General features: G+C 47.3%; 23 protein-coding genes. 15 read left to right on the top strand and 8 right to left on the bottom strand.

The window, feature by feature from the left end; all coding sequences use genetic code 11:
• Nucleotides 1-108 precede the first annotated feature (108 nt).
• Nucleotides 109-1,119 (bottom strand): DUF2955 domain-containing protein, encoded by a 1,011-nt coding sequence (locus C1S73_RS18480; protein ID WP_038869885.1) that lies wholly within the window; start codon nucleotides 1,117-1,119, stop codon nucleotides 109-111.
• A 10-nt stretch (nucleotides 1,120-1,129) separates the two neighbouring features.
• A complete protein-coding gene (locus tag C1S73_RS18475) occupies nucleotides 1,130-2,179 on the bottom strand; it encodes an HlyD family secretion protein (RefSeq protein ID WP_038869884.1) in 1,050 nt (349 codons plus the stop codon).
• 119 nt (nucleotides 2,180-2,298) lie between these two features.
• Between C1S73_RS18475 and C1S73_RS18470 the strand changes: the two genes are divergently transcribed.
• The 9 genes from C1S73_RS18470 (at nucleotide 2,299) to C1S73_RS18430 (ending at nucleotide 10,637) form a co-directional block, all read left to right on the top strand.
• The gene (locus C1S73_RS18470) at nucleotides 2,299-3,219 is read left to right on the top strand and encodes a LysR family transcriptional regulator (RefSeq protein WP_038869882.1); all 921 of its coding nucleotides are present in this window, start codon (nucleotides 2,299-2,301) and stop codon (nucleotides 3,217-3,219) included.
• Nucleotides 3,220-3,303: 84 nt separating this feature from the next.
• The gene (locus tag C1S73_RS18465; RefSeq protein WP_017189795.1) at nucleotides 3,304-3,972 is read left to right on the top strand and encodes a hypothetical protein; all 669 of its coding nucleotides are present in this window, start codon (nucleotides 3,304-3,306) and stop codon (nucleotides 3,970-3,972) included.
• A gap of 9 nt (nucleotides 3,973-3,981) precedes the next feature.
• Nucleotides 3,982-4,680 (top strand): ABC transporter ATP-binding protein, encoded by a 699-nt coding sequence (locus C1S73_RS18460; protein ID WP_005374479.1) that lies wholly within the window; start codon nucleotides 3,982-3,984, stop codon nucleotides 4,678-4,680.
• Nucleotides 4,668-5,936, top strand: a complete 1,269-nt coding sequence (locus C1S73_RS18455) for an ABC transporter permease (RefSeq protein WP_038869880.1) — start codon at nucleotides 4,668-4,670, stop codon at nucleotides 5,934-5,936. The genes C1S73_RS18460 and C1S73_RS18455 overlap by 13 nt, the downstream gene beginning before the upstream one ends.
• Nucleotides 5,929-6,714 carry an outer membrane lipoprotein-sorting protein gene (locus C1S73_RS18450; protein WP_038869879.1) on the top strand — a complete coding sequence of 262 codons (786 nt, stop codon included), beginning with the start codon at nucleotides 5,929-5,931 and terminating at the stop codon, nucleotides 6,712-6,714. Before C1S73_RS18455 ends, C1S73_RS18450 begins: the two co-directional genes overlap by 8 nt.
• Nucleotides 6,715-6,759: 45 nt before the next feature.
• Nucleotides 6,760-8,088, top strand: a complete 1,329-nt coding sequence (locus tag C1S73_RS18445) for a DUF1302 domain-containing protein (RefSeq protein WP_038869878.1) — start codon at nucleotides 6,760-6,762, stop codon at nucleotides 8,086-8,088.
• Nucleotides 8,089-9,111, top strand: coding sequence for a sensor histidine kinase (locus C1S73_RS18440; protein WP_038869876.1), 1,023 nt, complete (start codon nucleotides 8,089-8,091; stop codon nucleotides 9,109-9,111). It begins immediately after the preceding gene.
• Nucleotides 9,112-9,126: 15 nt separating this feature from the next.
• Nucleotides 9,127-9,918, top strand: a complete 792-nt coding sequence (locus C1S73_RS18435; protein ID WP_038869875.1) for a LytR/AlgR family response regulator transcription factor — start codon at nucleotides 9,127-9,129, stop codon at nucleotides 9,916-9,918.
• Between the two features lie 68 nt (nucleotides 9,919-9,986).
• A complete protein-coding gene (locus tag C1S73_RS18430; RefSeq protein WP_038869873.1) occupies nucleotides 9,987-10,637 on the top strand; it encodes a DUF2268 domain-containing putative Zn-dependent protease in 651 nt (216 codons plus the stop codon).
• A 117-nt stretch (nucleotides 10,638-10,754) separates the two neighbouring features.
• On the opposite strand, the gene C1S73_RS18425 is transcribed toward C1S73_RS18430, so the two are convergent.
• The 4 genes from C1S73_RS18425 to C1S73_RS18410 all read right to left on the bottom strand — a co-directional run bounded on the left by C1S73_RS18425 (nucleotide 10,755) and on the right by C1S73_RS18410 (nucleotide 14,409).
• Nucleotides 10,755-11,249, bottom strand: coding sequence for a peptidylprolyl isomerase (locus C1S73_RS18425; protein WP_038869872.1), 495 nt, complete (start codon nucleotides 11,247-11,249; stop codon nucleotides 10,755-10,757).
• A 121-nt stretch (nucleotides 11,250-11,370) separates the two neighbouring features.
• Nucleotides 11,371-13,032 carry a methyl-accepting chemotaxis protein gene (locus C1S73_RS18420; protein ID WP_038869870.1) on the bottom strand — a complete coding sequence of 554 codons (1,662 nt, stop codon included), beginning with the start codon at nucleotides 13,030-13,032 and terminating at the stop codon, nucleotides 11,371-11,373.
• 175 nt (nucleotides 13,033-13,207) lie between these two features.
• Nucleotides 13,208-13,594, bottom strand: a complete 387-nt coding sequence (locus C1S73_RS18415) for a thiol-disulfide oxidoreductase DCC family protein (protein WP_038869868.1) — start codon at nucleotides 13,592-13,594, stop codon at nucleotides 13,208-13,210.
• Nucleotides 13,595-13,635: 41 nt separating this feature from the next.
• Complete coding sequence (locus C1S73_RS18410; protein ID WP_038869913.1) at nucleotides 13,636-14,409, bottom strand: DUF4344 domain-containing metallopeptidase; 774 nt, start codon at nucleotides 14,407-14,409, stop codon at nucleotides 13,636-13,638.
• A 198-nt stretch (nucleotides 14,410-14,607) separates the two neighbouring features.
• Here C1S73_RS18410 and C1S73_RS18405 point away from each other — a divergent pair, with 198 nt between their 5' ends.
• The 4 genes from C1S73_RS18405 to C1S73_RS18390 all read left to right on the top strand — a co-directional run bounded on the left by C1S73_RS18405 (nucleotide 14,608) and on the right by C1S73_RS18390 (nucleotide 18,746).
• A complete protein-coding gene (locus C1S73_RS18405; RefSeq protein WP_038869867.1) occupies nucleotides 14,608-15,240 on the top strand; it encodes a CatB-related O-acetyltransferase in 633 nt (210 codons plus the stop codon).
• Nucleotides 15,241-15,804: 564 nt separating this feature from the next.
• A complete protein-coding gene (gene gltS / locus C1S73_RS18400) occupies nucleotides 15,805-17,040 on the top strand; it encodes a sodium/glutamate symporter (RefSeq protein WP_038869865.1) in 1,236 nt (411 codons plus the stop codon).
• Between the two features lie 288 nt (nucleotides 17,041-17,328).
• Nucleotides 17,329-18,099 carry an SDR family NAD(P)-dependent oxidoreductase gene (locus tag C1S73_RS18395; protein ID WP_038869863.1) on the top strand — a complete coding sequence of 257 codons (771 nt, stop codon included), beginning with the start codon at nucleotides 17,329-17,331 and terminating at the stop codon, nucleotides 18,097-18,099.
• A 101-nt stretch (nucleotides 18,100-18,200) separates the two neighbouring features.
• Nucleotides 18,201-18,746 carry an OsmC family protein gene (locus C1S73_RS18390; RefSeq protein ID WP_038869862.1) on the top strand — a complete coding sequence of 182 codons (546 nt, stop codon included), beginning with the start codon at nucleotides 18,201-18,203 and terminating at the stop codon, nucleotides 18,744-18,746.
• 95 nt (nucleotides 18,747-18,841) lie between these two features.
• On the opposite strand, the gene C1S73_RS18385 is transcribed toward C1S73_RS18390, so the two are convergent.
• Nucleotides 18,842-19,369 (bottom strand): RNA methyltransferase, encoded by a 528-nt coding sequence (locus tag C1S73_RS18385; protein ID WP_038869860.1) that lies wholly within the window; start codon nucleotides 19,367-19,369, stop codon nucleotides 18,842-18,844.
• A 177-nt stretch (nucleotides 19,370-19,546) separates the two neighbouring features.
• Nucleotides 19,547-20,644 carry a flavin monoamine oxidase family protein gene (locus tag C1S73_RS18380; RefSeq protein ID WP_038869858.1) on the bottom strand — a complete coding sequence of 366 codons (1,098 nt, stop codon included), beginning with the start codon at nucleotides 20,642-20,644 and terminating at the stop codon, nucleotides 19,547-19,549.
• Nucleotides 20,645-20,779: 135 nt separating this feature from the next.
• Here C1S73_RS18380 and C1S73_RS18375 point away from each other — a divergent pair, with 135 nt between their 5' ends.
• Together C1S73_RS18375 and C1S73_RS18370 are read left to right on the top strand one after the other, a co-directional pair.
• On the top strand, nucleotides 20,780-21,349 hold the full coding sequence (locus C1S73_RS18375) for a TetR/AcrR family transcriptional regulator (protein ID WP_010644408.1): 570 nt from the start codon (nucleotides 20,780-20,782) through the stop codon (nucleotides 21,347-21,349).
• 75 nt (nucleotides 21,350-21,424) lie between these two features.
• Nucleotides 21,425-22,786 carry a tetratricopeptide repeat protein gene (locus C1S73_RS18370; protein ID WP_038869856.1) on the top strand — a complete coding sequence of 454 codons (1,362 nt, stop codon included), beginning with the start codon at nucleotides 21,425-21,427 and terminating at the stop codon, nucleotides 22,784-22,786.
• The last annotated feature ends 3 nt before the right edge of the window (nucleotides 22,787-22,789 follow it).

Genomic DNA, 22,789 nt, shown 5'->3' with positions numbered 1-22,789 from the left:
ACATTTTTTATAAGATTGAAATGGAAATTGGTACAGAAAACGCAATGAAATGAGCCAAATAGGAAAGGGAAACGCCTTAAGTATTGGGTACTTAAGGCGATGGCGTGATTAGGCTTGGGCTTTTTCTGGTTTGTGCGTGAAATGGTACAACGCCCACAGCACAAACAAAGTCACAGTAAGCTCCCAAGCTCGGAGGAAGGTGCTCTCCAAGCCCAGTTCATTGCTGGTCATGTACAGCTGAATCGGCAACATGGTCGCCAATAGCGCGTCGGCATGGACGTCTTTTGCTGGGCCTTTCGCTTTTGCCATTGATGCGGTGATCATAAAAGCAAGCAAACCCAATACGATGGTGTAGTAACCGAACGTGGATTGATGCCCAGCCATCAGTAAGGTGAACACTACAGCTAATGCACAGCCGCCCACCTGAGTTTGAAAACGGCGGTCAACCACGTCGATAAAGCTTTTGTGTGTGGTTTGTGTTGCTGCGGCAATCACAGGCACCAAACAAAACGTTGCTGAAATGATGTCGACAATCATCAAGAACGCCACACCAAGACCAATCAATGCGAGTGAAATCGCTCGGTTCTCAAACGTAACAGGTTCTTCTTCAAATGCTGGTGGTTTGCCGCCACGTTCAACAGGGAACAGAGTCACCATGGTTTTTGCGACGACCATGGTAATCAGCATCGATAGTAGGATTTCATGAATGCGCATTGGCATGTCCATGGTGGTGTGCTGAGCAAACACCACAATCAGAATCCAGTTGAAGGTTGGCATTAGCATCTGACCTTTCTTCGGCGGCGTGGTCGCTCTGCGGCGCATAAAGTCGAAGAAGAACAAGCTAATGGTCCATACCACAAATGGATGCTGTGAAAACACTTCGGTCACCACCAACGCTGTACTTGCTGCTAATAACGTAGGTAGCAAGGTGCGAAGCAGACCAAGCCAAGAGTAGTCTTTGTTCTTGGTCATGATGATGGTTGGGTACAGCGCCAGATAAACTGGAGAATCCAGGTTCAGCAGTTTGCCTAGCATCATACAAATCGTCACAGTAAGGGCGACACGCAGTGCTTCATTGCGCTCAGAACGACTTTGAAACAGGCTTTCGAAGGTCCACATGGTTCACCCCCTAGTAGATGTAGCGGAACATCGCCACCAAGTGAATCCAAGCCGAGCTAATGACATCCATAACAGGATTGCCGCTTTCAACGATCACACTTGCTCGTGAACCAGAAATCATTGAAGGATCCAACTCGTTAACCGTAATGCGGGTACGCACTTTCTGTTGCTCACGGATCCAGCGAGTATCATTGGTCACGCTAGAAAGCTGGCCGTTGGCATTGTTGGTATCGTAAATCGCACGCTCTTGGCTGCTGACTTCACCAGTAAACACTTTGCCTGGTAGTGCATCGAAGGACACCAACACTTCGCGACCATTAGTTAGCTTATCAATGCCTTTTTCGTTGAAGTCTGCACTGATCCACGCATGAGCTTCGTCCACTAGCATCAAAGACGCTGTGCCTTGTGTAATGTAGCTGCCTGATTGCAGTTGCAAGTTAGTTACCACGCCTTCGGTTTGCGCCACGATTTGGGTGTGGCTTAAGTCGAGCTCTGCACTGGCAAGTTTTGCTTCTGCTAGTTCAATAGCCGCTGTGCGGTCTTGAGTAGAAAGCTCTGCCTCAATGCGTTTCACTTCCGCGTTCGCTGCTTCAACCGCGCTGCTGGCGACTTGTGTATTGGTGATCGCGTCATCAAGCTCTTGCTCAGTTGCCAACCCTTTATTGCGTAGCTTCTGGTTACGCGCCAGTTTTTGCTTCGCGTTGTGGTATTCGAACTCGCGTTGGCTTTGGGTTTGTTTCGCTGCTGCCAATTGTTGCCATTTCGCGGAATCGGATTCACGTGCTTGGCGCAGTTCGGCTTTCGCTTGTGCCACTTTCAATTGGTAACTGCTGGCATCGATAGCAAAAAGTGGCTGACCTTTTTCAACCAATTCACCGTTATTCACCATCACATCTGTGATCACGCCAGATACCTCCGGCGCAATGGTTGCGACATTGCGATGCAGTGTCGCTTGGGTGGTGAAAGGGGACACATTATCTGAGGTGACTAAAAAAGCGGAGAACAAAGCTGCCGCTGAAAAAACAGTGTATATCGCGTATTTATAAAAATTTTCTTTCACGTCTGTACCTAGTATTCATTCGTTATTAAGCGCCGCGTTCACGGCATATTCGGGTCTCTTTTCTACGTGGGCTAGGTTATACTCATCTAAAATTGGAAAAAATAACCAATGGAAGAAGTATGAATTCCATATTTGGAAACGTTGATGATCTGTACCTGTTTTGCTCAGTGGTTGAGCAAGGCTCTCTGCTCGCTGCAGCGAAAAAGCTCGAACTGCCGGTCTCTACTATGTCTCGTCGTTTATCGGCGCTGGAAGCGCGCCTAGGATTGAGATTGCTGGAGAAGAAAGGACGTGAGTTGGTGGCAACCGAGACAGGCTTACAGGCGTTTGATCAGCTCAGCAGTGCGATGTCTCAGATTGAATCCGGCATCTTGCAGCTCAATCAGCAAAGCCAAGAAGTGGAGGGGCGAATTCGATTGGTGATGCCAAGCCGCTTTTACAATGACTTAGTCGATAAGGTGGTTGAGGATTACATCAAAACCTATCCAAAAGTGACCATTGATCTGCTGCTTAGCCAAGTGAATTCGATTCCAGAAACCGATCGTGATCTAGTGGTGACGTTCGATTTGGATGGTTTGGACGATATGATCGCGCGCCCGTTGTTTAAAGTAGAGCATGCTTTCTTTGTTAGCCCTGAATATCTAGCACAAGCGGGCGGCAATATTGAAACCTTACAAGACTTAGCTAAGCAGGATTGGGTAGCCAGCACACACACCACACAAGTGCCTATCTATCAGCAAGATAAGCTGGTGGACATGCTCAACTGCAAGCCGCGCTTAGTGGTCAATGACATCACCGCGGTGATCAAAGCGGTGGAAAACGGTTTGGGAATTGCGTCAATCCCATTACGCCACGTTAAGCCTGAATTGAATCTGGTGCGCGTTGCGCCATCTTATAGCCGCGGGGATCGCGAAGCCTATTTGGTTTATCGTCAGCGTAACTATCAGCCTAAAGCGCTGACCTTAATGGTCGAAGCGATTTTGCAGGCTTCAGAGGAGCGAAACCATTCATCCTCTCTCAATACCATTCACTCCATATAACTGCCATTGGTCGCATGCAAAAGCAGCGTGCGATCTTCTCCCTTAATCTGAAACCATCCAATCACGTTCAACTAAGGACAGTACATGATGGTTTCTCAATCTCGCTCAATTAAAGCTCTTAAACTGGCAAGTACGTTTATCGCCGCATTTGCACTCAGCAGCAATCTGGCTCTGGCTAACCCAAGCGAGCGCACACTCAGTCAATTCAACCAAGCGGCGCAGGGTGACTCTGGTTTAGTTGATACCGTTTACGGTGAATTATCCAAACAACTCGAAGAGCAGGGCGCAACGCCGGTGACCTTGGTTTACTTGGGCAGTGCGGAGACGTTGCAAGGTCGTGAGGCGTTTATGCCTTGGAACAAGATGAAGTTCACCGAGCGCGGTCTTGCCACAATCCAAAAAGGTTTGGATTTAATGGCGAATCAGCCAGTACCACTGCAAGAGCAACAACGCTTACAAGGCTTGCCGGAATACCAATTAGCCACCGCCATGGCAGCTACTACGTTTACCTCTCTGCCAGACATGTTCAATCACTTTGAGCGTGGCTACGAGCTGTACCTTTCTCTGCTCGATGAACCGAGTTTTAGTCAGCAACCTTTCGCCGCAACGTCTTGGATTTATCGCTACGCCATTGAAGCAGCACTACGAGCTGAAGATGTTCAACAAGCCAAAACATGGTTAGCGCAAATGGAGCAGTTGGGCGACAGCAATTTAGAAACGCAAACCGCGAAAGCGCTGCTAGCGAAATATTAGGGAGGCGTCATGATCGTTTTTAATCAACTTAGTCGCGATTACGCCCTTGGCAGCCAAACCGTGCGTGCATTGCGAGACGTGTCTGGAGAAGTATTTGCCGGCGAAATGGTGGCATTGTGTGGACCGTCGGGCTCAGGCAAAAGCACCTTACTTAACGTGCTTGGCATGCTGGATACTCAATATCAAGGTCAGGTGACATTTGCAGGCAGCCCATACCCAACCGGACAAATGCAAGCGGCGAAAATGCGTCGTGAGAAGCTTGGCTTTGTGTTCCAAAAATTCAACCTTGTTCCCGTGATGACGGCGTTAGAGAACGTGGCGTATCCGTTACACCTCAACGGCTTTTCAAAAGCAGAGCAAACCGAGCTCGCCACACAAATGCTAGAACACGTTGGCTTGGGCGAGTTTATTCATCATATGCCCGATAACCTGTCTGGCGGTCAGCAGCAACGCGTGGCAATTGCACGAGCCTTAGTGCACAAACCTGCATTGGTGATTGCTGATGAGCCAACCGCAAGTCTTGATAGCCAAACTGCCAACAAGGTCATCGACATTATGAAAGGACTTGGACACGAGCTTGGTACCACTTTCATTGTCGCCACTCACGACCCTCGCATGGCATCTCGCTGCGATCGAACCATTGAATTGGTGGATGGCAAAATCACCCAAACGCACGCAAGTGTGGAGGAGGTTTCATGGGCAAGCTAATTCCAGTTTCCGTTCGCCTTGCTTGGTTGAACCTGCAACGCAATCGCCGCCGCAGTTTGTTGTCGATGCTGATCATCGCCATTGCCGTGTTTGCCTTAACCAGTGCGGGCGGTTTTGGTCTGTACACCTACGACAGTTTGAAAGAATCGACAGCGCGTGACACGGGGCATCTGACGTTAACCACGCCAGGTTACTTCGCTAAAGAAGAAGAGATGCCGCTGAGTAACGGGTTAACTCATGCAGACGACATTACCAAGCAATTGATTGGGTTGAATGAAGTGCGAGGCGTGCAGCCACGAGTTGAGTTCAGCGGTTTGATTTCCAACGGCAACAAATCCTCGATCTTTATCGGCATTGGTGTGAACGAGCGCGAATTCGATATGAAAGGACCGTTTTTGGATGTGCGCGAAGGGCAGACGCTGTCCAATATTCATGCATCGCGTTATGACCCAGCAGAGCCAGAGGTGATGCTCGGTGTTGATTTGGCGAACAATCTAAGCGTGCACGTTGGCGATTGGATTACCTTGCTGGCGACCACAACCGACGGTGCATTGAACGCGTATGACTTCAAAGTTCGTGGCATCTATTCAACTGGCGTACCTGAGCTTGATAAACGCCAACTGTACGTGCACATCAACAGCGCGCAATCGTTGTTGAGCTCCGATAAAGTCAGTGCGTTGTCGGTCTTTCTGTTCGATACCAGTTTAACGAGCCAAGTCGAGCAACAAGTGGCTTCGGTTCTGAGTAAGCAAAAGCAGAACTTTGGCGATCAAGATATTGAAATTACGCCTTGGCAAGAGCGCGCGTTCTTCTATCTCAAAGTGAAAGATTTGTACGACCGTATCTTCGGCATCATGGGCGCAGTAATGGCGTTGGTGGTTTTTGTCGCGCTGTTCAACACCATGACTATGTCGGTCACCGAGAGGACACGTGAAATCGGCACCTTGTCAGCTCTTGGTAGCTACCCTCGCGAAATCATTGCTGGGTTCTTGCGCGAAGCAGGGTTGCTTGCGGTGATTGGCAGCTTAATCGGCGCTTTGTTTACTGCGTTAGTTACCGTCTTACTGATGGTCGTGGATGTGCAAATGCCGCCACCACCAGGACGCACGGAAGGTTACCCATTGACGATTTACTTCTCTTGGGAGCTGGTGGCTGTCGCAGGATTCGCAGTATTGATGATTTGTTTGGTTGCGGCGTTTTTCTCGGCGCGCAAAGGGGTGAACAAGCCAATTACGGAGGCACTGATTTATGTTTAATTTCAAATCACTATTACCAATTGCACTGCTGACGGTAAGCTGCATGACAAGCATGAATGCCAGTGCGAATGAAACAGCGTTAGATGCAAAACAAGTCGCGCAATTGATTGAAAAAGCCGACAGCTACCGCTTGCAAGATGATTCCTCCAAAGTGGTGTCTCTGGTGCGCTTATATCAAGACCAAGAGTTAGATAAAACCCGCCTTTACCACGTGTACACGCGTCCAAATCGTGAATCGTTGGTGGTGTTCAAATCGGCAGTTGAAGCCGGGCAAAAGATGCTGATGATGGGCGACAACTACTGGCTGCAAATGCCAAAGAGCCGCCGTCCGATTCGCATTACGCCAATGCAGAAGCTGCTTGGTGAAGCGTCTATCGGCGACATCTCAACCCTGACTTGGAGCCAAGATTATCAAGGTGAATGGAAAGCGACAGAAACCGTCTCGGTGAACGGAGAAAGTGTGGCTGCTTATCACCTTGCTTTAACCGCGAAAACCAAAGGGGCGAGCTATCAGAAGATCGACTTGTGGTTGTCTGAGCAAGATGCGTTTCCAATCAAAGCCGATCTCTACTTGCGCTCTGGCAAACTCGCCAAGCAAGCGCAATACGGACGTGCAAGCGACAACGGTGAAGACTACGTCAGTGAGATGACCTTGCTTGATAGCATTCAGCCGAGCAAAAAGACCGTTATCGAGTATCAAGAAATCGTACCTTGGCAGCTGGATAACAAGTTCTACAACCCAAGTTATTTGCCGAAAGCCAACACGACTCAGCTTTAGTCTGAGCTTTGCAAATAGAAGTATGAAAACGAGCAAGGAAGTCACATGAAACCGCACCAGCCTAACCTTAACAAAAGCACCAGTTTGTTGATTGCTGCCTCATTGTGTGTGGGCGCGTCAGCCCCTGCTTTTGCCAATGATGAACTGAGTTTTGAGTGGGATTGGGCTGTCAGTTACGAAACTGCCAAGCAGCGTGACAGCGCATTTATGCAGGCGCAGGGTAGTTCTCGTGATTCACTTAATGCACTGTTGGATGTACAGGTGAACTATCAGAACTTCAGTGGCTTGTTTGCTCTGTACAGCCAAGGTTTGTACCTCAATCAACAAGGAAAGGGTGATTGGTGGAGTGAAGCTGATAACCAATTGCTGATTCGAGAGCTGGCTTGGCTAGGGGAGTGGCAAGTCGGTGACACCACACTTGATGTGAGTTTGGGTAAGTTGCGCGTGGATTGGGGCGTGGGTTATGGCTACCGACCTTTGGATCTGTTTAAGCCTTATCGACAAAACCCTGTTGGCTTAGTCGCAGAAGAGGGCGCGGGTGTGTTTTCACTTTCACATTACGATTTGTCAGGCGAATGGACGGTGATTGCAACGGATTCAAGTTGGGGGCAGCAAGACCAAAGTGCACTTGATCAAGCAGCAGAGCAACAAGGTATCGGTATTCGTCGTTATGCGCTGGTGGGTGACACCGAATATCAACTTATTGGTTATTACGATGATGTACGCAGAGGTTTGCTTGGCGCCAGTGTCATTGCTGTGTGGGATGAATCCATCGCCATGCACGGATCAATGCTGTGGCAAAAGCAAAGTGTTGGCTATCAGTTTCAGCAGGATGATCTTTACCGACCCGTTTCGGTTGAGGAGCAGGGCAGTGCATTCCAAGCCTTAATTGGATTGAACTGGGCAAACCAAGCCGGACACAACGTGATTGCTGAATATTGGTACGACAGCCGAGCATGGTCGAAAAACGAATGGCAACAAGCAATAGAACGTGGTGAGCTACTCTCTCAACCCCTTAATCCCCAAACGTCTCTGCTTGCAACAAGCTACGCCCAAGGGTTTCAGCATGCCAATATCGTTCAGCATAACGTAATGCTGCACTGGAGTTGGGATGTGGAAGCGTGGGCTGCATGGAACGGTAAAGCGGATATGGGCTGGCTAAGTGATGTAACCCCTACGTTGGATCTGATGCTGTCGCCACAAGATGGTGGTGTGATTGTCACGCAGTGGCTTAACTACCAATGGATTGATACTGGTGATCAAAGTGTAGAAGTGGAAGTTGCCGCACGCTTTTTAACCGGAGACGACCAATCTGCTTACGCACAAATCAATGATAAGCATATGATTGTATTTAACATCAAAGGGAAATTCTAAATGTGTTCAGCAAAATCAGTGGTGAAAAGTGGATGGCCGCGTAGCTTATTAGTGACCACGGCATTTTGTCTCTTTATCGCAGCAATGACGCTCTCGGTTTGGGGCGGTCCATTTTACATTCATGTGGCGGTTAGCTTTGGATTTGGCTATTCGGCTATCTTCTTCTCATGGCTTGTCGACCGCCTGTTTCCTACCATTCCTCGTTTGGCGGAAGTGGCTATCTCGCTGACGGCATGCCTATTGTTTGGTGTGGTGAACGCCCAGCTTTGGCTTGGGGAATACTTCGGTATCTCAAGTATGCTGTCGGTTGGTCTGATGGGATTGTTATTCAGCGCCATGTGCTTTTTCTATTTCTACTCACGCGAGCAACATGCAATCGCTCAGCGAGAGTTGGAAGCCATCAAACGCGAGAAAGCAGAGCAAGATCGTGCGCTGTTGCTGAGTCAGCTCAAGCAGATGCAAAGCCAGATTGAACCGCATTTCCTATTCAATACCTTGGCCAATATCAGTGCACTCATGTCGCAAGATGTCGATAAAGCCAAGCTGATGCTAGAACAGTTAACCGCGCTGCTGCGAGCAACGCTCAAAAGCTCACGCGAAGAGCACACTACCATAGACAATGAAACGGCGTTACTTGAGGCTTACTTAGGCATCCAACAAACTCGTTTGGGTGATCGACTCAGTTACAAGATTGAGGTGGAAGAGGGGTTAGGCAGAACCGAATTACCGCCGATGATGCTCCAACCTTTAATCGAAAACGCCATCATCCATGGTATTGAGCCGAAGCGAGAAGGTGGCGAAGTCAGCTTACTCATTAAGCGCGAACAACAGAACTTGAAGATTGAAGTCAGAGACACGGGTGTTGGCTTGAATCACGTTAGTGGGCACATGGGCTCTGGCGTGGGTCTAAGTAATCTCAAGCAGCGAGTTGAAGCTTTGTTCGCAGGGCAAGGAGAGGTCTCTATCAGTGAGTCTGTTCAGGGTGGCGTTTGTGTTCGCCTGAGCTGGCCAATGGAATCGTAATCAAGGAAGAAAGGAATGAATACAGGGTTTACTGCCATTATTGCTGATGATGAGCCGCTATTGAGGCGTCATCTTGATAAAAGCCTAGCTGAAGTGTGGCCAGAGCTAGAGGTAATAGCCAAAGTCGCCGATGGTGAACAAGCGTTGCAAGCCATTGAGCAAAACCAACCTGACATTGCGTTTCTTGATATTCGTATGCCAGTTCTGGATGGCATGACACTAGCGCAAAAACTCAATCAACTCGCCAATCCACCTTTGATTGTGTTTGTCACTGCGTACGATGATTACGCCATCAAAGCCTTTGAACAAAATGCCGCCGATTATTTACTCAAGCCTATTTCAGATGAGCGCCTCCTGACGACGTGTGAAAGAGTGAAAGCACGCCTTGCCAAGCGAGAGCAAGAAAGCAGTAATGTGCAGATGAGCAGCCTATTAGAGCAACTGCAGCAATTATCCGCGCCACAAACGCCGCAATATCTTCAGTGGATTAAAGCGACGCAGGGGGAAGATATTCATCTGATCGCCACGTCTGATGTGCTGTATTTCAAAGCGGAAGAAAAATACGTTTCTGTGTATGCCCAACAAGGACAAGGTAAAGTGCAGGAGTATTTGATTCGCACCTCGTTGAAAGAGTTGATAGGGCAGCTTAACCCAGAACAGTTCTGGCAAGTGCACCGTTCAAGCGTGGTGCAAGTGTGCAAAATTAGCAAAGTAAACAAAGACTTTGCTGGCAGAATGTTTGTGCACGTTGGAGAAACTAAGCTACCTGTGAGCCGTGCATCTCAAAGTTTGTTCAAAGGGATGTAATCGTTAGAACTGCTCACTCTTTACACTGTAAACTCGCTGCTCTTAACCCACATTATCAAGGAAGATAAATGAGTTATCGCGTAACCCTGTTAAATGCGACGGGAGAACTGTCTCCAATCTCTGAGTATTTGCATCAGAAACTTGATGACCTGAGCTCACAACTTTCTAGTTACTTTGATTTGAGTAACAACGATTTAAGTAACATTGACCTCACCATTAGCCCGTTTGATCGCAATGACGTACCGCAGACGGGGATTGGTGGCTATTGCTTAAGTGCCTATCGTGTAGAGATTCTGCTTGATACTCAACGTACTGATATTAAAAACGTTATTGAGAAAGAACTAGCGGCGGTGTTAGCGCATGAGTTGCATCACCTGTCCCGTATGCGAGCAGGAGAGAATGGCGTTGCACTTGGTGATGTGCTGATTATGGAAGGGTTAGCTTGTCATTTCGAACGTAAGGTGAATGGCGGCGTCACTCCGAGCTTGTTTGAGAACATCAAAGATCAAGATTGGCGCCCTTTCTATGCTGAGATGAAAGACAAGCTGACCAGCTTAGATTACAACTTCGACGCTTACTTTCTTGGTAGCGATGAAAGCCGCTGGCCTAAATACATGGGGTATTGGGTTGGGTACAACCTTGTTGCTGAATATCTGGCTGACTTTCAAGGCTCTGAGCTTGATTTAGTCGGAGCAAAAGCCGAGCTTTTCTATCAATAACTCCGGCACAAGCCAAACTAATCGGCTGAGTCATAAAAACAAAAAGCGCCTAAGTCATCAGACGTTAGGCGCTTTCTTCGTTTTATAGCGACGATTTCTCTGCAGAGGTGAATGGGTTTATTCGCTGATCGTCACTTTCTCAATAATGATTGGCTCGCACGGCACATCATCGTGACCAAGCTTAGAGGTCGTTTTTACTTTCGTGATGCGGTTTACGACATCCATACCTGCGGTCACTTTACCAAACACCGCGTAGCCCCAGCCTAGATTGGTAGTTGCGGTGTGGTCTAGGAAATCATTGTCTTCCAAGTTAATGAAGAACTGTGCCGTTGCAGAGTGCGGTGCATCGGTACGCGCCATTGCGATAGTGCCAACAAGGTTCTTAAGACCACGGTTTGCTTCGTTCGCGATCGGCGCGCGCGTTGGCTTTTCTGCCATGTCTTCGGTGTGACCGCCACCTTGGATCATAAAGCCGTCGATAACGCGGTGAAAAATGGTGCCGTTGTAGAAGCCATCTTCACAGTATTTTTTGAAGTTCTTTGAGCTAACCGGCGCTCGTTCTAGGTTCAGTTCAATCTCGATGTCACCGAAATTGGTGGTCATAATAATCATCTGGTTTGCCCTTGTAGGTGCTTAGTTGGCGGCATTATAGCTAAGACTTCTGAGGATAGCAGAAATAAAAACAGCGACGTTTTGTCGTCGCTGTTTGCATGATGTAAGGGTGAGGAAAGCGTTAAACCGTAAAGCGACCGACCAAGTCGTACAGCTCGTTAGCTTTGTGGTTAAGGTTGCCACTGCCTGCACGGTTTTGGTTGGCAAGGTGCGCTGATTGGCTGCTTTGTTGAGAGATGACTTCGATGCGTTGTGAAATCTCTTGCCCAACTTGGCTTTGCTCTTCGGTTGCCGTTGCGATCAAGGTGTTCATGTCCATGATGTTAGCAATTGCGGCTTGGATTTCTTGCAATGCGGCAGAGGCAGCTCGTGCTTCCTCAACCGTTGCTTCACCACGCGCTTGGCTTGAACCCATGGCTTTCACTGCCGCATCCGAACCAGACTTCAATTGCTCAATCATTTGGTGAATTTCGCCTGTACTGTCTTGAGTGCGACTCGCCAGTTTACGAACCTCATCGGCAACGACTGCGAAGCCGCGGCCTTGTTCGCCTGCACGGGCTGCTTCAATGGCTGCGTTCAGTGCCAATAGGTTGGTTTGCTCGGCGATGTCTTGAATCACTTCTAGCGAAGAAGAAATGTTTTGTACATCGCTTTCTAAGCGAGAAATCACCGTGCTGGCTTCCGACACCTCTAGCGCGAGCGCTTCGACAGAGTTTGCTGCGGAATCAACAATGTGTTTCGCTTGCTGTGAATTTTCATCGGCGTCTTTGGCGGATTGCGCCGCTTGGTTAGCGTTGCTGGAAATCTCGTGCGCCGTTGCTGTCATCTCGGTCATTGCCGCAGCGACCTGTTCGGTTTCTTCACGCTGACCTGAAGCCAATTCGTCCACTTGCGATGCTCGCTGTGACATGTCGTTGGTCTCTGAAACCACTTCTTGCCCGACATGGCTAACGCTCTTGATGATGCCTTGCAGGCTTTCAACGAAGATATTGAAGTTACGGCTCAACTGAGTGAACTCCGGCACGCTTGATTCTTCCATCCGCGCGGTTAAGTCTGCATCGCCTTGCGCGAAAGAGTGAATTGAGGCATCAAACTGCTCAATAGGCTTCATGATACTGCGGTTAACAAACACCGCGAAGACCGCAACGATGGCTGCAATCGAGACACAGAACAGAGTAATTGCCGTCAGTGTGGTGTTGAGGGCCTGATGCGCGGCTTCTTCCATGTTTGCCACAATGGCGTCGATATCGTCAGTGTAGAAGCCCGTACCTAACATCAAATCCCATTCAGGAATAAAGACCGAGTAGCTCAATTTTGGTAGCGCTTCGTTCTGACCGAGTTTCGGGAAATAATAAGTCGTGAACGCACCTGTTTTGGAGTTTTTGATCAAATCCTGAATCAGGTAATTGCCTTTCTTGTCCTGCAAGTTATAGAAGTTCTCCCCGATGCCTTTGGTGTTTTTACCCACCACGACACGCACGCCTTTTGAATCGTAGCCAAAGATGTAGCCGGATTGGCCAAACTCCAACTGTTTCAAGATAGGCAGTGCTTCTTCAAGCGAGGCATTTTGAGCGAGTAGTGGCTCGACGGCGGAGCGCGCCATTTGGACGTAGTTTTTGAGCTCGGCTTTTTTCATCTCCATCATTTGACTTCGAGTCTGCTCAATCTCGTGTTCGTTGTAGGCTGTGGTTTGTAGGTAGGTGAACCACATCATGCCTATTGCCATGGTTAGAATTGGAATTATTGAAAGGATATATAGTCGTTTTCTGATCGTCAGATTCATAGAGACGTCCTTCTCTCGGCGCAGCGTTACAAGTGACAAGCCGAATAAGCTTGCCTGATAAAATTATTAATACTTATTGTTGTAATGCTTAGAGATTAACCGAGTTAATCAATCAGAAGTACTGGAAGTTTATAAATTTAGACTAAGGTCGTAGCATTTTTAAGCAGGATCACAATTAACGTGAACACGAACCGTTATTGCAGCGAGAAGTGCCCGTTAACCAGTAGGAGACGCGGTAACGGTTTTTGGCAAATTTGAGGTAAAGCCAATCCGCAACAGGTTTGACAGCGCGCCAACGCAGCGGTGCATACAACCAACCGCGACCGACCAGTTGCCATGCACGATGAGTCACGTCCAACCCAAGCAGCAGCTCACCCTTATCGTTGAGGGCGTGCAAAATGGTGTTGGCTTGCTCCGGATCGATCTGCGGATAAGCGACGAACGCCTCGCTGTAGATGTCGACGGTTTTGATTTGTTGCTTGGCATCGCGTTGTTTTAACGCCTTCATCTCTTTGGCGCACAAGGGACAAGTGCCATCGTAAAATACGGTCAGTTTGGTCATGATTGAGCTCATTATTGGCGGTTCTTATCCCTTTTACGCGATTATTTTTCTTTTAGTCCATTGTCTTGCAAGTAATGCAGCCAATTATCGCGAATGTTGCCGTAATTGAATTGGCAGAACTCTTTACGATCGCGTAAGTAATCTTTTTCTACTTCATCTAACAAGGCTTTGTATTGCTCTGGATCGCTGCCGTAGACCAGACACAGGGTAGAGAAGTAACGCTGCAGATCGAAACTGTGCTCGTCAATGTATTCGCCAAAATCGTAGTAGTCCGGTCTGTCGTCGGATTCGAATGCGAACATGTCTGCAGCACTGATCGCCACATCGGCACCGTCATCAACGTAGTCAATCAACAAAATGGTAGCGAAGTTATCGACCGCATCTTCCTCTTTACCCAGTACCGGAATGTTTTGATCGGCAATGTAAGCGTGTCCGGCTTCGTGCAATAGCGTGTGCAGCAAAGTATCGAGCGCGCCCGTTTTCGGTGATTTACCGTAACGTTCTTGGTATTTGTTGTTGGTGAAGTAGTTGAATGATTCCAGATAGAAGGTGTAGGGAATATGGATGGTGTGGGTTTCTGGATCGTAAAGTGGACCGTCTTCGCCACCGTAGGTCAGTATTAGTGGGTTATCAAACGGGAAGTAATCATCAGAAAGCTGGACAAAGATGTCGTTCACTTCACTGCTTTCAATCACTTGCGCAGCAAAGCGATCATCGGAAGTTTCCGCTGGGAGGTATTCGATTTTAATGTTTTCGCTCGCAGACGCTGTGGCAGCAAACAGCAGCAGAGAGGCAAAGGCAGAGTGACTTTTCATTTTCGGAATCTTGTTATTTGTTTGGTTTGCTTGAAAATTATACATGCTTTTTATAGTGTGCGCGCTGGAGGGCACATTCATGAATAATCCATTGCTACTGCAACCCCGCATCCAATAGGCGTCGTTGACTGAGAACGCAGCAACAACGCCACGAGAAATCGTTCCGTGGCATACATTTACTCTATTGAGGTAATTGTCATGAAAAAACATTGGTCCAAATTTCAGTACCTGCACCAAGTGGTGCAAAACCAAAACATCCACATCAAAGGCACCCACAGTTATTACAGCGATTGTTGGGATAACGGCTTTGAAGGTTCAGTCGTGCGTTATCTGCATGGTGATGAAATCAGTAAAGCGTGGCAGCCGAGGTGGGAAGTCGATCAGCTCTACATCGGTGATTACGTTTGTATTGCGGCTGAAGCGATGATTTTGATGGGCGGCAACCACAATCACAGGACGGACTGGTTCTGTCTGTATCCGTTTCTTGATGACATTGAGCAATCTTACCAAGGCAAAGGCGATACCGTGATTGGTGACGCGGCTTGGATTGGTATGCGTGCGATGATCATGCCTGGTGTCACCATTGGGGAAGGTGCAGTGATCGCGGCAAACAGTGTGGTGACTAAAGATATCCCGCCTTATACCGTGGTGGCAGGATCGCCCGCAAAACCCATCAAGCTTCGCTTTGAGCAAGACACCATCGATAAGCTGCTCGCGCTGCAAATCTACACGTGGGATGAAGATAAGTTTGAGGCGCTTCGCTCTTTCGTCTGCAACAATGATATAGAACAGTTAATCATTGCAGAAGAAAAGTATAAAAGTGGCGAATAGCACTGAAATGAGGAAAATTTTCAGCGATATGTTATAATCTCGCTCCGTTGTAACGAGAACACTTGTTGCAAGCTTGAGAATTTCCTTGGATTCGGCTCGTTTTAATCATCATGAGTCAGAGTTATTGAACTACGATAGGATACAAGCAAACCCAGATGTTAGAGCGCCACCACGGCGCTCTATTCGTTATAACGGGAAGGAACTTTGCCCAATAGTGAGGATGACTTTCTGTTTAAGTAAGGGAGCCCGATAGCGGTTCAGAAAGTCTCTCTCGGACAATACTCACAACACTATATGTCCATCCACATCAAGCAGTCATTTTTGCTTTGAATGTGAACCGGATAAGAAGGGGCTTAATCGGCTCCTTTTACATTTTAGGGCTTGCGAATAGCGCATAAATCAGAACATCGCTTAACGACCGTCCCTTAAACTAGCCTAAGGCGCATTTAACACAACCTTTTGAGTATTTTCGAAAAAATATAGCGAGAAAATTTGCTATTGAGCGAAGGTTAAACTAACACTCAATCATTACGGAGGATGAAGAGAACAATAATAAGAGGCGATATGAATCATTTGATATCTGTAGGTGCACTGGAGTCCTTTTTGGTTGCGATCAGTGTGCTTTTTTTGGGGCATTTCATTAATGCTAAGCTACCGATCTTAAAGAAATTCAACATACCTGAGCCGATTGTAGGGGGCTTGATAGTCGCCTGCGCCATTACTGCTCTTCATTTCAACGGTATCGATCTGGAATTCGATTTGCCGTTGCAGAACACATTTATGCTGATGTTCTTTGCTACTGTTGGTTTAGCAGCAAACTACACTCAGTTGATGAAAGGGGGCGCGAAGGTCTTTATCTTCTTAGCGGTCGCGTCGTTCTACATCATCATACAAAACGGTGTCGGTGTTTCATTAGCGGCGGCATTGGGTTTAGATCCGCTGATGGGGCTTATCGCAGGTTCGATTACTCTTTCAGGTGGCCACGGCACAGGTGCGGCATGGTCACAAACGTTCCAAGACGTGTATGGATTAAATAACGTGTTGGAAATCGCGATGGCGTCCGCAACATTCGGTTTGATCATCGGTGGTATCATCGGTAGTCCGGTTGCTCAGCGATTGATCGAAAAGAACAAGATCGAATCTGAGTATGGTCCTGGTGGCCGAGATGCTAAAACCCACGAAAAATTCCCAGAATTGGTGACGTACAACGAATACGAAGAAGACAAAGTAACCGCGAAAAAAGTGGTTGAGAAATTGTTCTTCCTATTGATCTGTGTGACAGGCGCTAAGTACGTAGAGCAATGGGTGAGCACTTACGATATTCAATGGCTGATGATTCCAGACTTCGTCTACGCATTGTTCATTGGTGTGATCATCACTAATTTCTTGGAAGTAACTAAAGTCCGTAAGTTAGATACAGAAACGGTCGATATGCTAGGTACGGTATCGTTGTCTCTGTTCTTGGCAATGGCATTGATGAGCCTGAAACTGTGGAACATTTTCGACCTAGCGATCCCATTCTTGGTGATTCTGGGCGTGCAATCGGTGATTCTGGCTATCTTTACCTACTACGTAACGTTCAAGGTGATGGGTAGCAACTATGATGCAGCGGTTATCTCTGGTGGTCACTGTGGTTTTGGTTTGGGGGCAACCCCAACAGCGGTAATGAACATGGGTTCTATCGTTAACCGCTTTGGTCCGTCGCCACAAGCTTTCATGGTTGTACCGATTGTTGGTGCCTTCTTCATCGACATCGTTAACTTGATCATTCTGCAAGGCTACATTTCGTTCCTTGGCTAGATTGATAAAAAATACTTATAGAGGCCACAGTTTATCTGTGGCCTTTTTTTTGTATTTATTGATGATGTGAACGGGTAGAATAAAAAAAATATTCTAAATAAATATTTGAATAATAAGTAAATAACCAAATGTACCTATTGGTAGGTAGATAAAGTTGTTGACGTGAAATTAATATGATCTTAGAGTAACAACCACTGACGAGGAGCTGGTTCCCAAACCACCTCCTTTTTTAATAAAAACACTACCTACTTACTAGTAGGTAGGCTAATAAGAGAAAGGAAACGTATTATGTTCATCACATCTTCAATTGCACTTATCGTAGGCGGCTCATCAGGTATGGGTAAAGCGACAGCAGAGCGACTTCTTAAAGCTGGTGTATCCGTCATGATTCTTTCGCACGATAAAAACAACCTTGCTGAAGCAAAGCAGGATTTAGAAAGTGTGACCAAAGGCCAGGTAGAAACCGCTCAAGTTGATCTGTATGACCCAAGTGCAGTGAAAAGCTTTATCGAACAATTGAATGCTGAAAAACGTCATATTGGTTACTTGGTTAATGCTGCTGGCTTCTTCAAACCGGTCGATTTCCTTGACCACTCAGAGCGTGATTACGACCTACAACTAGACATGAACCGCGCGTTTTTCTTCATCACTCAGGCTGTGGCGAAAAACATGAAAGAGCACGGCGGCGGTGCGATCGTAAATATCGGTTCTATGTGGGCTCACCAAGCAATTAAAGCAACGCCATCATCAGCGTACTCAATGCAAAAAGCGGGTCTTCATGCTCTGACGAAAAACCTAGCAATTGAACTTGGTGATCACGGCGTACGCGTAAATGCTGTAGCACCAGCTGTTGTGATGTCGACGATTTACAAGTCATTTATCGCGGAAGAAGAAATCGAATCAGCACTGCAAGGCTTCAATGATTTCCACCCGATTGGCCGTATCGGTTCAACAGAAGATGTGGCAGACGCGATTGAGTACTTACTGTCAGACAAATCATCTTGGGTGACTGGCACTGTGCTTAACGTCGACGGCGGCGTAATGGCTGGCCGTAACTAACCTCATTAAACGTGCGAATTGGGGCCTTTCACTCCATCCCTAAAGGCTCCAATTAGAAATTCAGTAGTAAACACGACATCAAATAATAACAAGGACATATCATGGATAACTCACCACTAAACGGCATTAAACTCGATGACCTAGCGGCTTACACTCAAGTGATCACTGAAGACGCAACGCAGGCGATCTCTGAATACGGCATTGTTGCTGAATGGAAAGGCGGCGTTCACAGTGAAATCCGTACTTTGAATCAAAAGGTTGGCGGAAAAGAAATCGTCAAAGACTTCAGCTTTGAAGTTGGTGAGCCAGAAGAGCTATTGGGCAACAATGCATACCCAACACCTCAAGATTACCTATTGGGCGGTATGGCTGGTTGCATGATGGTGGGTTTTGTTGCGGGTGCGAGTGCTCGTGGTATCAAGCTAGACGCTGTGAAACTAACCATCAAAGGTGCCCTAGATTTACGTGGCTTCCTAAATGTGAGTGAAGAAGCGCCGGTTGGCTTTGATGAAATCCAATTTCAATTTGAAGTAAAAGGTGAGGGGACTCAGGCTGATTATGACGAAGTCATTGCGAGCGTACAGCAGTTCTCTCCAAACTATCGCACCATTAGCGATGCGGTCAAAGTTTCAGCCATCGTTGCATAACTAAAATATTAATCAAAATCACGCACACTTTTTCACTGCTTTGAGCCTATATTTCGATATAGGCTCTTTTTTTATTAAGCAGTACCGAGCACAAATTATTGCGCTGATACGCAGTCTTTGACCTTCAATCGATTTTTGTTGTCTCGGTTGGTAATCACTTGTTGATGGTCGTCAATCGTGCCCAGATTTTTAGCCAAACGATCATACAAGACAACATTGACCGTTGCCGCCAAGTTCATGCAGCCATTGGTGGGAACATACACTACGTGGTCAGCCTTATCGACAACCTCTTGCGGCAGTGAGCCATCTTCTGGGCCAAATACATACACCGCGTTTTCAGGGTGAGTAAAAAGAGGCAACGCCGTAGCGCCAACTGCCAACTCAACACACACCACTTTCACGTCTTCAGCAAGGTGAGCTGTGAGATCGTCCATTTCGATCAAATTGATACGTTCGTGCATGTTCTTCGTGTCGGTTCGGAATTTTACCGCACGATTATAGCGAGTACCGTTATAACGAACTTGTGTGGCGTCATAACAACCTGCTGCGCGCATTACCGCTCCCACATTGGTTGGATCTTTCGGGTTATACAGTCCAAGAATGACCGTTGACTGTGCTGTCATTGCTGTTGTTCTACTTAATGGTTTCAAGATAAGAGCTTGATGCTCGTTGCTCGTGGGATTATGGACTTAACCCGCCAGAAGTACTATCACAATATTTTTTAGAAGTAGAAGTAGAACTAAGGGACGAGTGGGTTACGGGGAGCAACAACCTCCCCATAAATGAATGGATAGAGCAATTTAACGAGCGGCAAGCTTTTCAATAACACTCTCTGCTGCTTCTAACGCGCCCTCAATAAATCCACCGAACTCTTGTGCTGATTCTGTTCCCGCAAAGTACATGCCCTGTTGGCTTAATTGCTCCAGTGATGCGTTGAGCCCATAACGCGGGTGATGAGTTGGCATGGTGTGATCCTTTTCAACCGCCGTGTATGCCTCTTTCGACCAGTCGAGCAGCTTTACTTCAGTGACGTTATACGCCTCGGGGCCAAAGAGTCTCGCTAGTTGCTCAACTGCCATGGTTTTCAGTTCGGTGGCGCCTAGCTGTGCGCGAGCTTGAGCATCGTAACCGATAAAACCGAACAGGGCGGCATGGCCATTTTCAGCACTGGCGTCATGAATTTCCACTAATGGGCCAATTTGGCTGTTTGCGTAACCGGACAAACCGTTTGCACGCCAGAAAGGTCGGTCATAAATGGCTAAGAATTTCGCGTGAGCGGCCATCCATGTGGGCGTTTTGTCCAGCGCATTTAACGCCGTTTCTGGAAGGGTTGGCGTAAAGCGGATGTTATTAGCAATCAAACGATGAGGGAGCGCAAAGATGATGTTCTCACTCTCTAAGGTCAGCCGCTCTGCTTGGTGGATAACATCGACGCTATATCCTTGGCTTTCAGTATGACTCACTGCGTGCACTTGATGCTCATATTTGATGTTTTCTGGGTTGAGTAACTTTGCTACTCCTGCCACCAATTGCGCTATGCCACCCGATACTCTCATGGATTGAGGAGAAGAAAATAATTGATTCGACACTTGACGAATACCAGCCTGCCCAGCTTGTTCGATTAACATATCTCCAGTTTCATACTGTTCTACGATGGGAAGCGATAAGTTGTCGACAAGCCTCATGACGCGATGATTCATCTTGGGCCAAAACCACGATGGGCCGAGGTCAAATTGGTCGTGTTGACTGTTTGCTGCCAAGCTCGCAGAAGAAAGAATTCGACCTCCGAGTCTGCTTCTCGCCTCAAGTAGCAAGTAGTTATGCCCCGCTTTTTCTAGGTACGCTGCGGTGTAGAGACCGCTCAAACCGCCTCCGATAATAATAAAATCGTATTTCATTGTTTGCCTTTAATGCTAGTTATCTACTGGTAGGTAGGTTAAGCCTTTTTTGAAAAAGAAACAATACCTACCAGTAGGTAGACAGGTTTGTGAGGGCATGCTATCTTTTGCAAAAATGTTTAAGGTGGAAGCCACATGAAAGAACTTAGCCCGACGGCTGCAAAGATTGCCGACCTTGCTGAAAGCTACATACAAAGCCGAGGTTTTAATGGTTTTAGCTTTCGCGACATCCAAAATGAGCTGGGTATTAAGACCGCGAGTATTCATTACCATTTTAAAACCAAGCAAGACTTGGCTGAAGCGGTGTTTGAACGCTATCTCGCAAACTACGAAGCGGCGTTAATTCAGATCGAGAGCCAACCAAGCAGTGCCGAGGAAAAAATTGAAGCGCTGGCTGATATTTTTATTGGCGTACGCGAGCAAGATAAGTTGTGTTTGTGTGGTATGTACGCTTCTGACTTTTACTCTTTGGCAGATGGCCTCGAAGGGCTGCTGTCGCGTTTTGTGCAAACGAATGAGCAATGGCTACAAAAAATCATTGATCAGGGTGTAGAGAACGGAGAGTTCGACTTACGAGTGGAATCAGCCCAAGTTGCAAGGCTAATCTTTGTTGCGCTGGAAGGCAGTATGTTACTTTCTCAGTTTAAAGATGCCGATTACATTCGCAGCGTGAAGGCGAGTTGTCTCGCACTCCTTAAACGCTAATATTATTCATAATACTGCCCGCGATAAGTGCGGGTATTATTTTAAATTTAATGACTATCTACTAGTAGGTATGTAATGATTAAAGACAAGAGAACGCTAGAGATGAACGGCATTGATGCCGCAGGCGCAGAACAATTTGAACGGATTCTCGAAGATACGTTGACCTTTCTTCCCAGTGCAATGAGCGATCTCGATCAACTGCTACTGCTCTATCCGGACTTTATGATGGGATGGATTTTTAAGGCGTACAGCCATGCGAGTGATGGGCGTCGTTCTACTTTACCCATCGTGGCTAAAATGGTTACGCAGTTGGATCAGTTCGCGCAATCGGCCACCAAGCGTGAAGCGCTGCACATGCATGCGTTGAAACAATGGAGCCAAAGCAATCTGAAGGGGGCTCTGGATACATGGCAACATATTCTGAGTCTTTGGCCTTTGGATATCATTGCCTATCGCCAATTTACGGGGCAAACATTTTGGTTTGGCCAAAAGCAACGGGCACTGCACGTTTCTTTGCAAGTCTTACCCTATTGGGATGAGCTGACGCCAGGATATTGGATGTTTGCCGCCGCTCATGCCTTTGCACTCGAAGAGGCGGGGGAATATGAATTGGCAGAAGCGTTTGCGCGCCAGACGTTAGTGTTGAACCATCAAGACCTAATTGCCAAGCATACGATGGCTCATATTTTTGAGATGCAAGGCGAGGCGAAAGAGGGCATCGAGTTCTTACAAGGTCATGCGAATACGTTTTCAAATCACAATGCGTTTCGCGGCCATCTTTGGTGGCACCTTGCGTTGTTCCATCTTGAGCAAGGCAATATTGATGGCGCCTTGGTTTTGTTTGATCAGTACATCTACCCTGCAGAGTCTTCGATATACCTTGATATCCAAAACGCAGCTTCGTTATTGGCTCGCTTGGAGTTAATGGGAGCTGATGTTGGAGAACGTTGGCATCGATTGAGTGCCGGAGCACTAGAGATTTCTGCCGACAGCACTATCATGTTTACTGAAATTCACAATGCCATGGTGTTAGCGAAAACCGATCATCATGACCAGTTAGATGCCAATATAACGCAAATTATCAGTTCGCCACTACAAACTCAGGAAGTGGAGTTTATGACAGGCAGCAAGTTGATGCAGGCCATCAAGGCGTACCACAGTTCGAACTACCGTCATTGCATTGAGTTGATTAACCAGGTGAGAGATTTGCACAGCAAGCTGGGGGGAAGTCACGCGCAGCAAGACGTCATTTCACAATACCTGCTGATGGCCCATGCGCATATACAACAGTGGGACCAAGTGGCGTGTCTGTTGAAAAATCGCTATATCGCAAGAGCACAAGCGCTGCCAGCAGAACAGATAAAGCGAAAGTTGGCTCAGTTCGATGAAGTGAAAAACATCGACGCTCTGCTGCCTAGTTTAGTCAAAGTGGTTTAGCGC

Source organism: Vibrio jasicida 090810c (assembly GCF_002887615.1).
In the GTDB taxonomy this organism is placed as follows: domain Bacteria; phylum Pseudomonadota; class Gammaproteobacteria; order Enterobacterales; family Vibrionaceae; genus Vibrio; species Vibrio jasicida.
Note: the sequence above shows the minus strand (reverse complement) of the source record. Positions and strands in the feature narration are given on the sequence as shown.

Excerpts from the sequence above, each read along its gene's own strand:
- C1S73_RS18480 (WP_038869885.1), bottom strand. The coding sequence starts at position 1,119 with ATGTGGACCTTCGAAAGCCTGTTTCAAAGTCGTTCTGAGCGCAATGAA.
- C1S73_RS18470 (WP_038869882.1), top strand. The coding sequence starts at position 2,299 with ATGAATTCCATATTTGGAAACGTTGATGATCTGTACCTGTTTTGCTCA.
- C1S73_RS18465 (WP_017189795.1), top strand. The coding sequence starts at position 3,304 with ATGATGGTTTCTCAATCTCGCTCAATTAAAGCTCTTAAACTGGCAAGT.
- C1S73_RS18460 (WP_005374479.1), top strand. The coding sequence starts at position 3,982 with ATGATCGTTTTTAATCAACTTAGTCGCGATTACGCCCTTGGCAGCCAA.
- C1S73_RS18455 (WP_038869880.1), top strand. The coding sequence starts at position 4,668 with ATGGGCAAGCTAATTCCAGTTTCCGTTCGCCTTGCTTGGTTGAACCTG.
- C1S73_RS18450 (WP_038869879.1), top strand. The coding sequence starts at position 5,929 with ATGTTTAATTTCAAATCACTATTACCAATTGCACTGCTGACGGTAAGC.
- C1S73_RS18445 (WP_038869878.1), top strand. The coding sequence starts at position 6,760 with ATGAAACCGCACCAGCCTAACCTTAACAAAAGCACCAGTTTGTTGATT.
- C1S73_RS18440 (WP_038869876.1), top strand. The coding sequence starts at position 8,089 with ATGTGTTCAGCAAAATCAGTGGTGAAAAGTGGATGGCCGCGTAGCTTA.
- C1S73_RS18435 (WP_038869875.1), top strand. The coding sequence starts at position 9,127 with ATGAATACAGGGTTTACTGCCATTATTGCTGATGATGAGCCGCTATTG.
- C1S73_RS18430 (WP_038869873.1), top strand. The coding sequence starts at position 9,987 with ATGAGTTATCGCGTAACCCTGTTAAATGCGACGGGAGAACTGTCTCCA.
- C1S73_RS18425 (WP_038869872.1), bottom strand. The coding sequence starts at position 11,249 with ATGATTATTATGACCACCAATTTCGGTGACATCGAGATTGAACTGAAC.
- C1S73_RS18420 (WP_038869870.1), bottom strand. The coding sequence starts at position 13,032 with ATGAATCTGACGATCAGAAAACGACTATATATCCTTTCAATAATTCCA.
- C1S73_RS18415 (WP_038869868.1), bottom strand. The coding sequence starts at position 13,594 with ATGACCAAACTGACCGTATTTTACGATGGCACTTGTCCCTTGTGCGCC.
- C1S73_RS18410 (WP_038869913.1), bottom strand. The coding sequence starts at position 14,409 with ATGAAAAGTCACTCTGCCTTTGCCTCTCTGCTGCTGTTTGCTGCCACA.
- C1S73_RS18405 (WP_038869867.1), top strand. The coding sequence starts at position 14,608 with ATGAAAAAACATTGGTCCAAATTTCAGTACCTGCACCAAGTGGTGCAA.
- gltS (WP_038869865.1), top strand. The coding sequence starts at position 15,805 with ATGAATCATTTGATATCTGTAGGTGCACTGGAGTCCTTTTTGGTTGCG.
- C1S73_RS18395 (WP_038869863.1), top strand. The coding sequence starts at position 17,329 with ATGTTCATCACATCTTCAATTGCACTTATCGTAGGCGGCTCATCAGGT.
- C1S73_RS18390 (WP_038869862.1), top strand. The coding sequence starts at position 18,201 with ATGGATAACTCACCACTAAACGGCATTAAACTCGATGACCTAGCGGCT.
- C1S73_RS18385 (WP_038869860.1), bottom strand. The coding sequence starts at position 19,369 with ATGACAGCACAGTCAACGGTCATTCTTGGACTGTATAACCCGAAAGAT.
- C1S73_RS18380 (WP_038869858.1), bottom strand. The coding sequence starts at position 20,644 with ATGAAATACGATTTTATTATTATCGGAGGCGGTTTGAGCGGTCTCTAC.
- C1S73_RS18375 (WP_010644408.1), top strand. The coding sequence starts at position 20,780 with ATGAAAGAACTTAGCCCGACGGCTGCAAAGATTGCCGACCTTGCTGAA.
- C1S73_RS18370 (WP_038869856.1), top strand. The coding sequence starts at position 21,425 with ATGATTAAAGACAAGAGAACGCTAGAGATGAACGGCATTGATGCCGCA.